Origin of the sequence: Labrenzia sp. R5_0, assembly GCF_017743835.1 — a bacterium.
Taxonomy (GTDB): domain Bacteria; phylum Pseudomonadota; class Alphaproteobacteria; order Rhizobiales; family Stappiaceae; genus Roseibium; species Roseibium algicola.
The window spans coordinates 1-13,386 of the sequence record NZ_JAGHRK010000004.1; the positions used below are offsets into that span (position 1 = coordinate 1).

At 60.1% G+C, this 13,386-nt stretch carries 14 protein-coding genes; 3 read left to right on the forward strand and 11 right to left on the reverse strand.

The window, feature by feature from the left end; all coding sequences use genetic code 11:
- Positions 1–387: 387 nt before the first annotated feature.
- The 6 genes from J7447_RS19880 to J7447_RS19905 form a co-directional block, all read right to left on the reverse strand.
- The gene (locus J7447_RS19880) at positions 388–1,587 is read right to left on the reverse strand and encodes a thiolase family protein (RefSeq protein ID WP_209170688.1); all 1,200 of its coding nucleotides are present in this window, start codon (positions 1,585–1,587) and stop codon (positions 388–390) included.
- The gene (locus tag J7447_RS19885; protein ID WP_209170689.1) at positions 1,584–3,038 is read right to left on the reverse strand and encodes an AMP-binding protein; all 1,455 of its coding nucleotides are present in this window, start codon (positions 3,036–3,038) and stop codon (positions 1,584–1,586) included. Before J7447_RS19885 ends, J7447_RS19880 begins: the two co-directional genes overlap by 4 nt.
- A 26-nt stretch (positions 3,039–3,064) precedes the next feature.
- Entirely contained in the window at positions 3,065–3,619 is a 555-nt protein-coding gene (locus J7447_RS19890) for a biotin transporter BioY (protein WP_209170690.1), read from the reverse strand.
- A 145-nt stretch (positions 3,620–3,764) separates the two neighbouring features.
- Positions 3,765–4,373 carry an energy-coupling factor transporter transmembrane protein EcfT gene (locus J7447_RS19895; protein ID WP_023002284.1) on the reverse strand — a complete coding sequence of 203 codons (609 nt, stop codon included), beginning with the start codon at positions 4,371–4,373 and terminating at the stop codon, positions 3,765–3,767.
- The gene (locus tag J7447_RS19900; protein ID WP_209170691.1) at positions 4,370–5,149 is read right to left on the reverse strand and encodes an ABC transporter ATP-binding protein; all 780 of its coding nucleotides are present in this window, start codon (positions 5,147–5,149) and stop codon (positions 4,370–4,372) included. The genes J7447_RS19895 and J7447_RS19900 overlap by 4 nt, the downstream gene beginning before the upstream one ends.
- 127 nt (positions 5,150–5,276) lie before the next feature.
- The gene (locus J7447_RS19905; protein WP_209170692.1) at positions 5,277–6,686 is read right to left on the reverse strand and encodes a PLP-dependent aminotransferase family protein; all 1,410 of its coding nucleotides are present in this window, start codon (positions 6,684–6,686) and stop codon (positions 5,277–5,279) included.
- 106 nt (positions 6,687–6,792) lie between these two features.
- Between J7447_RS19905 and J7447_RS19910 the strand changes: the two genes are divergently transcribed.
- Positions 6,793–7,389: a LysE family translocator gene (locus J7447_RS19910; RefSeq protein WP_023002287.1), complete on the forward strand. Its 597-nt coding sequence runs from the start codon at positions 6,793–6,795 to the stop codon at positions 7,387–7,389.
- A 13-nt stretch (positions 7,390–7,402) separates the two neighbouring features.
- On the opposite strand, the gene J7447_RS19915 is transcribed toward J7447_RS19910, so the two are convergent.
- Complete coding sequence (locus tag J7447_RS19915; RefSeq protein ID WP_209170693.1) at positions 7,403–8,275, reverse strand: DUF1295 domain-containing protein; 873 nt, start codon at positions 8,273–8,275, stop codon at positions 7,403–7,405.
- Between J7447_RS19915 and J7447_RS19920 the strand changes: the two genes are divergently transcribed.
- Positions 8,255–8,782 (forward strand): TetR/AcrR family transcriptional regulator, encoded by a 528-nt coding sequence (locus J7447_RS19920; protein WP_209170694.1) that lies wholly within the window; start codon positions 8,255–8,257, stop codon positions 8,780–8,782. The genes J7447_RS19915 and J7447_RS19920 overlap by 21 nt on opposite strands.
- 111 nt (positions 8,783–8,893) lie before the next feature.
- Here the strand turns inward: J7447_RS19920 and J7447_RS19925 are convergent, their stop codons facing one another.
- Positions 8,894–9,034 carry a hypothetical protein gene (locus J7447_RS19925; protein ID WP_209170695.1) on the reverse strand — a complete coding sequence of 47 codons (141 nt, stop codon included), beginning with the start codon at positions 9,032–9,034 and terminating at the stop codon, positions 8,894–8,896.
- Positions 9,035–9,225: 191 nt separating this feature from the next.
- On the opposite strand from J7447_RS19925, the gene J7447_RS19930 reads away from it, so the two are divergent.
- On the forward strand, positions 9,226–10,152 hold the full coding sequence (locus J7447_RS19930; protein WP_023002291.1) for a LysR family transcriptional regulator: 927 nt from the start codon (positions 9,226–9,228) through the stop codon (positions 10,150–10,152).
- Positions 10,153–10,251: 99 nt separating this feature from the next.
- On the opposite strand, the gene purU is transcribed toward J7447_RS19930, so the two are convergent.
- The 3 genes from purU to J7447_RS19945 form a co-directional block, all read right to left on the reverse strand.
- Complete coding sequence (gene purU, locus J7447_RS19935; RefSeq protein ID WP_023002292.1) at positions 10,252–11,109, reverse strand: formyltetrahydrofolate deformylase; 858 nt, start codon at positions 11,107–11,109, stop codon at positions 10,252–10,254.
- Between the two features lie 72 nt (positions 11,110–11,181).
- Positions 11,182–11,991: a 3-keto-5-aminohexanoate cleavage protein gene (locus J7447_RS19940; RefSeq protein WP_209170696.1), complete on the reverse strand. Its 810-nt coding sequence runs from the start codon at positions 11,989–11,991 to the stop codon at positions 11,182–11,184.
- 2 nt (positions 11,992–11,993) lie between these two features.
- Positions 11,994–13,310 (reverse strand): aspartate aminotransferase family protein, encoded by a 1,317-nt coding sequence (locus tag J7447_RS19945; protein ID WP_209170697.1) that lies wholly within the window; start codon positions 13,308–13,310, stop codon positions 11,994–11,996.
- Positions 13,311–13,386 lie beyond the last annotated feature (76 nt).

Here is a 13,386-nt window from a genome sequence, read left to right on the forward strand (position 1 = left end):
CCTTGTTTGAAAGATCAGCGTACCTGCGTAACTCCTTAAAACCATCAGACATCCGAAAACATCCGATGATCGCAAGGCCAACGCCGCCTACGCTTCCCTTCCTTCAATAATCAAATTGTCAAAGAACAGAGGCACCAAAACCTCTCAAGCCGTAACCAGAACTCAACAAAAACAAGCCACTCGCCGAACCATCAAGCCCGGCCACTAGGACCAATTTTCTGGAATTAAGGTCACAAAACCCTGTCGCCAGCGACGTTGCCGCCGTCGATGAACCGGGTTATACGCAGACCAACCCAACCCGTCAACACCGGTTTTCGAAAAAAATCAAAAAAAGCGAAAAAACTTTCATAAAACGCGAAAAGACACAATATTTCAGATACTTAATAGTTATCCACCTTTGCGCACAGCAGGCGAAACCACTATCCCCGAGCCCAGTCCACCAGCTGCCGCAATGAGCGCCATGCCCACGTTCCGCGCACCTTCCGCAGGGATCTCCTTGCGTGTCAGCACATCAAACAGGTGCACAGCCAGAATTGCGCCTGATGCGCCGATCGGATGCCCCCTTGCAAGTGCGCCGCCCATCCGGTTCAGGCCTTCAGATTCAAGACCCAGGTGCGTTGCTGTCGCCATTGCCTGAACCGCATAGGCTTCCATGAGTTCTGTAGCAGCCAGCTCCGTCGCATCCATACCCAGTTCTGCGAACATGGCCTTCGCCACCTCTATCGGAACCAGAGCCGGTTCGGCAGGGTTACCGCCGGCACTTCGGCTCGCAAGTATTTTCAAGCCTGTCATCCGGCTCTCGTTTGAATTGAGATGAAAGCGTTCTTGAAAGGCTCCCTCGGACATCAGCAATACCGCGGCAGCGCCGTCTGCTTCGCAGGCGATCGTTGCGGCACTAAGACCGGTTTCGTTATCGCCGTTCAGCAGCGGTGCCCTGAGGGCTGTCTTGAGCGACAGGTGTCTCGTGAACCCGTCCTCTTCCGGAAGTTTCCCTCCGGCATTGACCAAACGCCCGCGAAGGTAGTCCCTTGCCGACCTCGCCTTGTCGTGTGAGGTGACAGCAAAGACCGCCTGATCTTCTCGTGACGTTCCCGTTTCAGCGGCGAGCCTTGCAGCTGCATCTGCAAGATCCGTGTCGCCGAATGGCGCGGGCGCGAAAGCAGGACGGTCGTAAGCAACGGGTGGAGCTGCCGGATCGACAGGTCTGGTCATCCGGATCGGCGACCGGCTGAAGCTTTCCGCTCCTCCTGCCAGAACAATGTCCGCCGCACCTGCCTCGATCAATCTTGCGCCCATGACGATCGCATCAAGTCCCGAGCAGCACTGCGTATCGATGGTGAGAGCGGGAACCGTTTGAGGCAACCCGGCGCGAAGCGCGGCAAGGCGGGCCGGATTGCCGCCACCATAAAGAGCATTGCCCAGAAAGACGTAGTCGACCTCTTCTGGCTCTATTCCGGCGTCAACGACGAGCTGTGCAAGAACGGGTGCGGCAAGCTCGTCGGCCTGCAACAAGGCAAGTGCGCCACCGCGCGGGCAAACCGCCGTCCGCCGTGCTGCTGCGATCACTGCCTTGCGTGTCTGCGTCACCCGCTGCCTCCGGTTTTCGCCAAATCGGCCACGACCTTCCGAATATCCGGCTTGCCCCCTGGCGTCAGCGGCATCTTTGCCCTGATGTGAATATGCCTCGGCACCTTGCCGGGTGCGAGACGTTCGCGGCAATGGCGCAGCAAGATCTGCTCTGACCCCGCCAAAGGCGCACCCAGCTCAACCACCGCCTCCAGCCGGTGACCGCGCACCTGATCCGCTACCCCTGCGACGACTGCAAGGGCAACGGAGGGATGCTCGGCCAATACGGCCTCAACCTCTTCCGGATAAACATTCAGCCCGGAAGTGATGACCATGCGGTTTCCCCGTCCTGTCAGAAACAGGAAGCCTCGCTCATCGAGAAAACCGTGATCGCCGACGGTGAGCCAACCGTCCCGCCAGAGCGTGTCCGGCGATGTGCCGCTTATATAGTGCGAAAACAGCAGTCCGCTCCGCACCCAGACCGGCCCGGCCCGGCCAGGGGCAGCGGGGGCCGAAGGGTCACCGATCACGATATCGACCCCTTGCGCGGCACACCCGACCGAGCCTGCAGGGACATTGTCCTCAGGTGAGGACAGCGTGATGAAGCTGGTTTCCGAAGCCCCGTAGAATTCGAAAAGGCGTGCCTCGGGGAATACCGACTTCAAGGCCTGCCGGTCGGCTTCACGCCATTTGGCCCCGCTCGCGAGAACCTGTTTCACCGCAGCGATGGGACCGCTGCGCCGGGCAGCCTCGGCCAGAAAGTGCAGCTGGGTCGGCGTTGCATAAAGGACAGAGCCTTCAGGGGCGCTGCCAAGTTCCCTGAGGACGACGCGCGGATCGAACCGCGGCGTGAGCACCACCTGCTGGCCGCAGGCGAGGCCGCAGACAGCGCCATAAAGGTGAAGTGAATGCGTGAGCTGCCCGGGCAGGACGACGCGGCTGCCTTTCGAAATACCGAAGGCCTGTGCCGACAGTTTGAAGCTTTCGAGCCACGATCTGTGAGAGCGCACATAGCCCTTGGGGACACCGCTCGATCCGGAGGTGAAGCCTGCATAAAAGAGGTCGTCCTCGTCCGGCAGGATCTCAGGTGGAGTTTCCGGTGATCTTCGTGTTTCAGTGGAACCGGTATCAGCCGTCAGCAACACCGGCAGAGACTGGTCATCGATGACGAGGTCTGGCCCAACCGCTTCCAGAACTGCTGATGCCTGGGCTGAAGGCCAGTCCGGGTCCATGACCGTGGCGACACGCCCGGTGCGGGCGCAGGCAAAGAAGCAGACGACCAGGTCCCCAGGGTCCCGAAGACGCAGAACCACATAGCTTGCATGGTCGGTCCGATCATAAAGCACTGCCTCGATCCGGTTGATCCGGACTGCAAGCTCCTGCCAGGAGAGAGAATTCGGACCGCATGTGAGTGCGGCCCCAGTGGCTTTCTCACTGGCAAACCGGTCGAGACTGTCGCCGACGAAGGCCATGACGTGGCCTTGCTGGATCTTCGGAATTAAGACCGGGACAACACGGCACCCGGCAGACCGCGTGCGACGGTCTGAACGATGAGCGCCGTAAGTGCGACCTTGACCAGGTCACCGGGAATATAGATTGCGCTGCCAAGCGCGGCTTTCGGAAGGGAAAGTCCAGCCATGATGGCAACACCCGGGATGCCGAAAGCGTAGACCACCAGAATGCCGCCGACCGCAGCCGCTATTGCCGAAGACGCCAGAATGTTCAGCTCGCGGGTCGACTGCATGATCAAGCCGGCCACGAGAGCTCCGACCGGCCAGCCGATCAGGAAACCGACAGACGGACCCATGAAGACGCCAAGGCCACCGCGGCCGCCGGACAGGAACGGCAAGCCCAGCGCGACGAGAAACAGGAAAAGCAGCACGGCAAGCGCACCGCGGATGGGGCCGAGCATGACACCGGCCAGCATGACACCGAGGGTCTGCGCCGTGATCGGCACACCGCCGAGAAAGGCGATCGCCACCGGCGGAACCAGCCCCAGGGCGGCAATCAGCGCGGCATAGAAAGCAACGTGCACAAGAGACCTGTCAGCCATGATGAAATCGACCTTCTTCTCGTTAACAAGGGTGCTGCCGTTCAACCTCGCGCGGATCTTACCACATGAGGGTCAGGCAACGTCATCTGTGGGCGGGATATCCCAGTTTTTGGCCGAATGCCAGCCATATGGAGCTTCTTTTCGGTCATCTTGACAAGCCTTCCGAGCCGCCCCGCGCCTTCAGTGCCTCGGCAACATGATCCGACATGCTCAGGGACTGAATGGCGAAAGGCGCCAGCAGACGCCACGAATTTCGCGTGCCTGTTCGCGCCTGCCAGGCTTCGCGTAGTTGACCGAAAACGACGAGCATATAGGGCGCGAAGCGAAGCACCAGTGCAACGCCCAGCGCCGGTTTGCGGGGAGAGAAACCGAGGAACTCGAGCGGCCTGAACAGCGGCTGGACGGCATTCAGCATATCGTCCATGCGGGTGGTCACCGAAACGAAGTTTGCAGCCAGGATCATGATCGCAAGCCGCAGGATGATCGTAACCCCTTCCAGAAGACTTCCGGACACCCAGTGAAGCGCCAGCAGCACGGCAAGCAGAAACGACATTGCCCGCAGGAGCTTCAGTTGCGCCAGTCCCTCGCGCCCGAGGGAGGCATAACACAGGAGAACACCTGCAAGAGCCGGCAGCAGAACCCAAAATGATGTGTATCGCAGCAGCAGCAGGCTGGCGACGGCAACAGCCAGAAGCTTCAGGCCCGCGGGCATCCGGTGGGCCCAGCTGTTGCCCTGGAGATAGACCGACATCATAACTCGGCAACCTCCACATCCATGCCCTGCCGCGAGACGACGTCTTCCTGGAACGCCGCCCGAACCACATCCGGCGCGCCATCCATGCGCAAACGTCCGTCCTCCAGCCAGAGCAGTCTGTCGAAACCGTCGAACTGGCTGAGATCGTGACTGACGAGAACGATCTTCTGCGGCAGTGACAGGATTTTCTGGCGGATCCGCACTGTCGTCAGTGCATCGAGGCTGGCCATCGGCTCGTCCAGCACCAATAGGCGCGGCTCCATGACCAGAACCGCCAGGATGCAGACGAGCTGTTTCTGACCGCCGGAAAGTTCCGTGATCGGTTTGCCGGCCAGCCCCTCACAGCCATGCAGGGCGAGGAACGCCCGCGCGCGGCTGCGGCTTTCTTCCTTGCCGGCCCCGAGTTGGGTGAGGCCAAAGGCGATCTCTTCTTCCACCGTGGGAAAAATGGCCTGATGATCCGGGTTCTGGAACACGAAGCCGACATGACGCGGCAACTCCAGTTCCGCCTCGGCGGAGGGGGCTCCAAAAAGCGTGAGGTTGCCGCTCGTCGGTGTACGCAACCCGTTCAACAGGCGTACAAGAGAGCTCTTGCCGGACCCGTTCAGGCCGATGATGCCGATCCGGTCTTCGGCAAGCTGCAAGGTGAGATCCTGCAGGATATGCTCTTTGCCGACACTCAGGCCAACCTGATCGAAGACCGCGTAGGGACTGGCGTCGGGATTACAGACACTGGGCCTGTCCTTGAGTTTCCTGCTTTTGGGCCAGAATGCCATGTCACCTCGTCGCGGACGGCACTCCTTGCAAGGGCCGGTCCTGTTTTGCGCGCAGCTTATCGGTCGGATCTGCCGGCTTGTCAAAGACTGACAGGTGCCTGGCAAAATCACACATTACCGCAAGGCCTTACCCTACCGGGCGGGTGAGATCGGGCAATTCGGCCAATTGGCCGATGGTGGATCTGATGCGCTGGAGGGCCCAGCGGAAACGGTCGTCGGACTGTTCGGATCCGAAGGTCAGGCGCAGATAGGGCGCCGGCTGGTGGTCCTTCGCCTGAAAATACCGGGATGACAAGACCGAAATGCCCTGGTGCCCGAGCGCGTTCTGAAGCGCGTCTGGATCGACAGTTTCCGGCAGGCGCAGCCAGCCGAACACCTTGTTGACGTCGCTCTGCAGGAAATGCGGCGCGAGCAGGTCACGCGCCGCCAGGAACCTCGTGCGGTTTGCCTTGCGCTTCAGGCGCAACGTCTTGAACAGATCTCCCTCGCGCACCCAGCCGGCAATCAGTTCTGCCGTGATGGGGGAGGCCATCCAGGTGCTTTCACCGATCTTGTTGCGAATGCTGTCACCGAAAGGCCCGGGCACATGGACGAAGCCAATCCGGCTTCCGGGTGAACAGACCTTGGAGATACTGGCGATTGAGGCCGTGCGCTCCGGCGCCAGCGCACCGAAGGCGGGCAGAGCGTCCGGCAGAAAAGGCGTATAGGGATCGTCCTCGACGATCTTCAGGTCGAATTGCCGGGCAACCGCCACCAGATCCTGCCGTTCTTCTACAGACATGGTGTGGGTGGTCGGGTTCTGCATGTTCGGCATCAGGAACACGCCCTTGACACCATGCGTCTTCGCGGCCTGGGCAAGCGCTGCCGGATCCATGGCGCCAAAGCCGCCATCGGCCCGTATCAATGCGGGCAAAGGCACCGGCTTCAGGCCGATGCTGGCAAAGGAACTGAAGATCGACGGGTAGGTGAACCGGTCGACGGCAACCGCATCGCCCGGGCGGAACAGGGCCTGGCAGGTGACCTGAATTCCGTGCTGCGCGCCACAGGTAACCGCGACCCGGTCCGGGTCGGCTTCCAGACCGTAGTCCTTGAAGACGAGCGCCCCGGTTTCGCGATGCGCCTTGAGCCCTTCAGACGGTACGAACCCGTTCAACCGGTCGATCCCCACCGTGCGCGCCATCCGCGTCAGCCCGTCGGAAAGACTCGGGTTGAGATGCGGATAGGCAAAGTTTCGCGCCAGATCGCAGGTTTCCGGCTCGTCTTCCTTCGGGGCAAGGGGCGAAACCTTCTGGGTTTCAGAGGCAATATAGGTGCCCCGTCCGGTTTCTCCCTTCACCAGCCTGCGCCGCTCGGCTTCGCCGTAGGCACGGGTAATGGTGCCGAGCGTCACGCCAAGCTGATAGGCGAGTTCACGCTGCGGCGGCAGCCTGTCACCCTGGGCAAGCGCCCCGGTCTTGATGTCGGCTTCCAACGCGTCCGCGATCGCCAGATAGATCGGGCCACCGGCCGCTTCGATGTTCGGGATCCACATTGTCATGAGAACAATGTTATCATTGACTGATACAATACCTCAAGACAATTAGTATCTCCGCTATTTTGTATCGATTGTATCGAAACACTCGATACTGTGTCAGGAGATACCCATGGATTACGCCACGTTTCTCGCCTTCGCGGTGTTCGTCATTGTCATGACAGGGACACCCGGTCCGGGCAACCTGACCTTTCTGGCCATCGGCGCATCCGCAGGGTACCGCACCGCCTTTCCCGTGATTGTCGCCTCGCAGATCGGATCTTTGCCGCTCAAGCTCAGCGTTGCCTATGGCCTTGGCCATGTGATGGCCGGAGGCGGCACGGTGGTGACTGTCTTCAAGGTGCTGAGCATGGCCTATATGACCTATCTTGCCTGGCGGATCGTTTGTCTCAGCGTCAAGCCGAAGGGCGAGGTCGCGCTGCCCAGTTTCTGGGAAGGATTGCTGATACACCCGCTCAGCCCGAAAACCTGGGCCATGAACCTGGTCGCCTTTTCAACCTTCCTGGCCGGCAACGGGCTCGGGATCCACGAAAACGCGATGATCCTGGTGGCGGGCTTTACCCTCGGCGGGATGGTGTTTCATTCCCTATGGGCCCTGGTTGGCGTGTCGATCCTCGCCCTGATCGGCGAAGGCCCGCTCATGCGAGCCATTACGGTGACCATGGCAATCGCCATGTTGGCGGCGACTGTTTGGGCACTGCTGATCTGAGGCTGCGTGTCAGTCAATAAACAAACGGGATGAACTTGTGCGTGCGGGCTGCGTAGGCGTCGAATTGTGGGCCATATCTCCGCGAGAGATAGGCATCGAGCGCCGGGATATGAAAGACCACAAAGGAAACCGCCATGAATGCCGGCACGGCAAGCGCCGCAAGATTGTGGGTGAGCAGAGCCCAGCCTGTGAACAGCACCGTGTCGCCGAAATAGTTGATATGCATCGATGAGGCGAAGAGGCCCCCGGTGTAGCATTGCCCGTGATGGGCGGGATCACGTTTCCACCACTTGCGCTGCAGTTCCGACCAGCTGTTGAGAAACGAACCGCCGACCACCATTGCAAGCGCCACACCATCGAGAACAGAGAAGGGTACGGCGACCTGCCGAAAGGCACCGCTGCCGAGCAACAAAAAGCCTATTTCGAAGAAGGCGATGAAGGCTCCCAGTCCAAAGACCTCCGGAAAAGCCACCTTCCGGGCAAGCAGGTAGAACAGGGTCAACAGATGGCGGGCAAAATAGAGCAGAGTGCAGGCAAGCAGGAGCAGACCACGCTGCGGATCGGCGAGGGTGAGTTCCAACCCGAACCAGGCACCGACCCGTACCCATCCACCGCCCAGAAGAAGCCAGATGCTTAAGAGCACACAGATGAGGTGAAGTGCTGCGAAGACACATTTTTGCAGCAGGGACCTTTCGTGCTTGCGACTCACGCCTCCGGATTGCGCCATGAATACTCCTTCGATCCGACAGCTCGATTTTTGGAGCTTGTGGACCGTCAATTTATTTTCGTCCAACTGGACTAAAAAGAGATCTAGACGACGCACCATCAGGTGGTCAATATGTTTATCGACCAACTGGACGAAATAATGCCGAAACAGATCGATCACGAGGCCTACCGGCTGGAACTTGCGCGCAAGGCTGCGCCGCTTTTTTCCGAACTCGGCTACTCCGGCCTTGGCATGCGCCGCGTTGCAGAAGCCCTGGGATTGTCGAAAAGCGCGCTCTATCACTACTTTCCAAACAAGAAGAGCCTGTTCCTGACCTGCACCGAAACAGTCATGGCGCAGATGACGTCAGAGGCCGGCGCGAATGATGCTTCACGGGTGCCCGCGTCAGCACTGGTTGACTTTGCCCGGAGCCTGGAGCCTGGATTTGCAGCCGAAATCTCGCTGCTGTTCGACTACCTGCGCGGCAAGACGGGGGAAGAAATCGCCAGTGATCCGGCAATGAAGCTCGCCAATGACCAGCTGCGCGGGCACGTTCGAAGCCTTGCGGGGAGCGAGGCGGCCGACAGCGTGCTGTGCCTTTTGATGGGCACCTTGCTGATGCGCCATTTCACCGGCGGCACGCTGGATTATGAGACCATTCTGCCAGCGCTCAAGAAACTGACCTGACCGGAGGCACTGCGTGAAGCGAGACAGATCCGGCAGCATGCGCCTTCCGGATCTGCCCGACCGGCCACAGGGGAGACCGCGGCCGGGTGAAGGTCAGGCAGCGGGTAAGCTCTACCGCTGCAGGTCCTTCAGTTCCTTTTGCCAACGCGCCTCGAACGACGTTTCATGCGGGTTGGGGCCAAGCCCGATATCCCGGCGCAGCTCGTCCGGCAGATGAGCCACGTTCAAACGCTTGCGGCCACGGGTTGCCATCCTTGCGAACAGAGAACCGATAAGCGACCTTAATGAAAAGCCCAAGTCTTGCTGATGGGTCGCGCAGCCCGATTTCGTCTGGGAGAGCCTGAACACGTCTATAACTCCTGTTTCTTGTGAGTTACATATCGAAGGGTTCCGGTTGTCTTACCAACGAAAATTCAATAGACATGCATAAGGGAGACTTATGCATGTCAGTGAATTTGCCACCACTTTCCGCAATCCGGGCCTTTGAAGCTGCAAGCCGGCACCTCAGTTTTACCAAGGCCGGCGACGAGTTGGGCATGACCCAGGCGGCTGTCAGCTACCAGATCAAGATCCTGGAAGATCGTCTCGGCTTTCAACTGTTCACCCGCAAGGCCCGCAAGATCGAGCTGACCGACAATGGCGGGCAACTGGCGGCGCGGGTGGTGGATGCGTTCTCCTCGCTTCGCAGTGCCTTCGAGGATATTTCCGAAAAGAACGCCGGCCAGCTTGTCGTCTCCAGCAACACCACGTTTGCGGTCAACTGGCTGTCAAACCGCCTGTTCGAGTTCCAGATGCAGAACCCGGACGTGGGCGTGCGCATCGTTCCCTATGGCCCGCATGCTGAACCGGAGTTCAACGAATCCGACGTCGTGATTTCCGCCTGCAAGGCCCCTCCGAAAAACTGGCTCGCCCATGAAATCGTGCGCGCGGACTTTACACCGATGCTGAGCCCGAAGCTTGCGGACACGATCGGCGGCGTCAAAAAGCCCGAGGACATTCTGAAATTACCGCTGGTCGATCCGCAGGACCCGTGGTGGCAGATGTGGTTCGAGGCAGCGGGACTGCCGAATGTCGACCTGAGCGGTCACCCTAGCTCGCGCATGGGGTCACAGGCGCTCGAGGCCAACCGGGCGATCGCAGGACAGGGCGTCGCGATCCTGACCCCTTATTTCTGCAAGACCGCCCTTGAAAACGGCCAGCTGATCCAGCCGTTCAAGCTGACCTGCCATGCCGATGACGAAAGCTGGTACATGAGTTACCCGCCCGCCTTACGCACCAGCCGCAAGGTCCGCCTGTTCCGCGACTGGGTTCATGCGGAACTGAAGCGCGACGGCATGCCTGTCACCGCGCCGATGGCAGTGGTTGCCTGAGGACACCCGGCCCCCAACCCAGGCTTCCGGATCATGAAAAAGCCCCGGCCATCCATCGGACGACCGGGGCCAATTGCTTTTCGAGCACCAAGGCTTGCCTTACGGCGTGAACACGATGGTCTTGTTGCCGACGATCATCACCCGGTTTTCCAGGTGATACTTGACGGCACGGGCCAGCACGCGGGATTCGATGTCGCGGCCACGGGCGACGAAATCGTCCGCGGAGAGCGCATGGCTTACCCGTTCGGCGTCCTGCTCGATGATCGGGCCTTCATCGAGATCCGGCGTCACATAGTGAGCGGTGGCCCCGATCATCTTGACGCCGCGAGCATGCGCCTGGTGATAGGGTTTTGCGCCCTTGAAGCTCGGCAGGAAGGAGTGGTGGATGTTGATGATCTTGCCGAACAGACGCTTGGAAAGGCTGTCGGAAAGCACCTGCATGTAGCGGGCGAGAACCACCAGATCGGCTCCGGTTTCCTTGACCAGCTTCAGCAGTTTCTCTTCCTGCTCGGCCTTGTTTTCCTTGTTCACCGGCCAGTGGTGGTACGGAATGCCTTCGTGCTCGGCCGTGCGCTGGCTATCGGTGTGGTTGGAAACGATCGCGACCACTTCGGCATCCATCCAGCCGACGCGGATCTGGTAGAGAAGGTGCAACATGGCATGGTCGAATTTGGACACCATGACGATGACCTTCGGCCGTTTGGCCGTGTCGACCAGTTTGGCCTTCATGTCGAAACGGCTGATGACCGGGTCAAGCGCCCTCTGAACGCTTTCCAGGGTCACGCCTTCCGGAGCCAGAATGGCAATACGCAGGAAGAACTGGTTGGTTACCCGGTCCCAGAACTGGTCACTTTCGGCAATATTGGCGCCAAAATCCGCCAGTTCCGTCGTGACTGCCGCCACAATGCCAGGCTTGTCCGCGCAGGACAGCGTCAGAACGTAAAGGCTATCCGCCATGATTTTCCAGTCTCCAACCTTGAGGGCCGCAGCCCGCTGATTTTGCTTCGTGCCGGATGCCGGCCCGAACGATCAGGCAGGCATCAGACTGTGTTCCTTCAGGGCCGATACCAGATCGCTGACCCGGTCGGCATTGTCTATCGCGCGTTCTCCGGTCCTGTTCCACAGGCCGTTTTCAAAACCGATCCTGGTCTTGCCGCCCCGCCGGACCGCCTCCACCAGACACTCCGTCTCGCGGTGTCCGAAAGCGCAGACCGCCCAGTCCAGCGACTGCCCCTTGCCGCGTTCCGCGAGCTTTTCCAGAAACGGCACCAGATCTTCCGGTGTGCTTTCCTGGCCTGCCGCATAGCGCCCCAGAACGAACAGCAGCTGATGGCTTTCCCCTGCCAGGGTGCCGGCTGCCGCCAGGTCGAAAAACCGGTCCAGATCATCCGCGCTGTAGACGATATGCTGGACCGCACATTCATGGTCGAACGCCCAGTGGTAAAAGGCTTTTGCCTGGTCTTCCCCGCCTTCCGGAACCATCTCCCGGATCGCGACGGAGACCGCATCCGGCTTGACCTTGTAGACCAGTTCGCGTTGCTCTTCCGGAGTGTATTTTCCAACAGCTTCCGTGGTGATTTGAACCTGCATTTGCGGCACCGCAACACGCATTTCCGACAAGAGTTCACGATAAAGCCCGGCGTCAAGCACATGGGCACCGGTAAGGTCGCGTACGTGGGCATGAAGCGCACCGGCTCCAGCCTCAAGACACGCCTTTGCCGCCACCACCGTTTCAGCGATGGTCATCGGCAGGGCGGAATGATCCGCCTTGGTCCGGCGGGCACCGTTGGGAGCCACCATGATCAATGACAAAGGAGGCGGAACAAAAAGCGCACTCATGTTCAGAAGACCGCCTTGAACGCCTGGTTGAGCTTGTCGGTGATCTCTCCGACATGGGTGTCCTCGAGAATGAAAGGCGGCGCCAGCAGGATATGGTCGCCGCTCACCCCATCAATCGTCCCGCCCATCGGGTAGCAGATTAGACCGGCCTCGAATGCTGCCTTCTTGAGCGCCTTGTTGATGCCCCTCTTCGGATCAAACGGCGCCTTGCTGGCCCGGTCCTCGACGATTTCGATGCCCCGGAAAAGTCCGCGGCCGCGAATATCACCAACATGCGGGTGCTGACCGAAAGCATCGTTAAGCGCCGTCGTCAGTTTCTCGCCCATCGGCATCACCTGGTCGGCAACGCCGCCGGTCAGTTTCCTGAACACGGCGAGCGCGGCGGCGCAGGCGGTCGGATGGCCGATGTATGTGTGGCCATGCTGGAAAAAGCCCGATCCGGTCTCGATGGCTTCGTAAATGGCAGCGGTGCACAGCATGGCACCGACCGGCTGATAGCCGGCTCCGAGCCCTTTCGCGATGCATAGAATATCCGGCGCGACACCATCCTGCTCACAGGCGAACAGGGTGCCCGTGCGGCCCATGCCGCACATGACCTCGTCCAGGATCAGAAGCACGCCGTAATTATCGCAGATCTCCCGGATCCGCTTGAAATAACCTTCGACCGGCGGCAAGGCACCCGCCGTCGCACCGACAACCGGTTCGGCAACGAAAGCCATGACGTTTTCCGGCCCGAGCCGAAGGATTTCCGCTTCCAGTTCGTTGGCGATCCGCTGGCCGTAGTCGAAGGCGGTTTCCCCCTCGCGGCGGTCCCGATACTCGTAACAGGGGGCAATATGGGTGGTATCGATCATCAACGGTGCAAAAGGCTCCCGCCGCCACTGGTTGCCGCCGGTTGCCAGCGCACCAAGCGTATTGCCGTGGTAGCTCTGCCTGCGGGCAATTACCCGGTGCCGTGACGCTTCACCCTTCTCCAGAAAGTACTGACGCGCCAGCTTCAGCGCCGCCTCCATGGCTTCCGATCCACCGGAGACGAAATAGACGCGGTCCAGATTACCCGGAGCTTTTCCGATCAGGAGATCCGCCAGTTCCTCTGCAGGTTCGCTGGTGAAAAAGCCTGTATGGGCGAAGGCGATCCGGTCCACCTGGGCCTTGATGGCAGCGATCACATCCGGATCGCTGTGCCCGAGACAGGAGACCGCGGCGCCGCCGGATCCATCGAAATATTTCTTTCCGGACCGATCGAGAATGTAGCAACCGTCCCCTGTTACTGCGACGGGGAGATCGGCTTTGGTGTGGCGGGGAAAAACATGAGACATGGCAAACGCATCCGACAACTGACGGGACAGCCCACATTGGGTTGACGCATTTGTATCAGAAAACGTTAGCTCCTGA

Coding starts and splice junctions, on each gene's coding strand:
- J7447_RS19885 (WP_209170689.1), bottom strand. CDS start 3,038: ATGGCCTTCGTCGGCGACAGTCTCGACCGGTTTGCCAGTGAGAAAGCC.
- J7447_RS19890 (WP_209170690.1), bottom strand. CDS start 3,619: ATGGCTGACAGGTCTCTTGTGCACGTTGCTTTCTATGCCGCGCTGATT.
- J7447_RS19895 (WP_023002284.1), bottom strand. CDS start 4,373: ATGATGTCGGTCTATCTCCAGGGCAACAGCTGGGCCCACCGGATGCCC.
- J7447_RS19900 (WP_209170691.1), bottom strand. CDS start 5,149: ATGGCATTCTGGCCCAAAAGCAGGAAACTCAAGGACAGGCCCAGTGTC.
- J7447_RS19905 (WP_209170692.1), bottom strand. CDS start 6,686: ATGACAATGTGGATCCCGAACATCGAAGCGGCCGGTGGCCCGATCTAT.
- J7447_RS19910 (WP_023002287.1), top strand. CDS start 6,793: ATGGATTACGCCACGTTTCTCGCCTTCGCGGTGTTCGTCATTGTCATG.
- J7447_RS19920 (WP_209170694.1), top strand. CDS start 8,255: ATGCCGAAACAGATCGATCACGAGGCCTACCGGCTGGAACTTGCGCGC.
- J7447_RS19925 (WP_209170695.1), bottom strand. CDS start 9,034: ATGGCAACCCGTGGCCGCAAGCGTTTGAACGTGGCTCATCTGCCGGAC.
- J7447_RS19930 (WP_023002291.1), top strand. CDS start 9,226: ATGTCAGTGAATTTGCCACCACTTTCCGCAATCCGGGCCTTTGAAGCT.
- purU (WP_023002292.1), bottom strand. CDS start 11,109: ATGGCGGATAGCCTTTACGTTCTGACGCTGTCCTGCGCGGACAAGCCT.
- J7447_RS19940 (WP_209170696.1), bottom strand. CDS start 11,991: ATGAGTGCGCTTTTTGTTCCGCCTCCTTTGTCATTGATCATGGTGGCT.
- J7447_RS19945 (WP_209170697.1), bottom strand. CDS start 13,310: ATGTCTCATGTTTTTCCCCGCCACACCAAAGCCGATCTCCCCGTCGCA.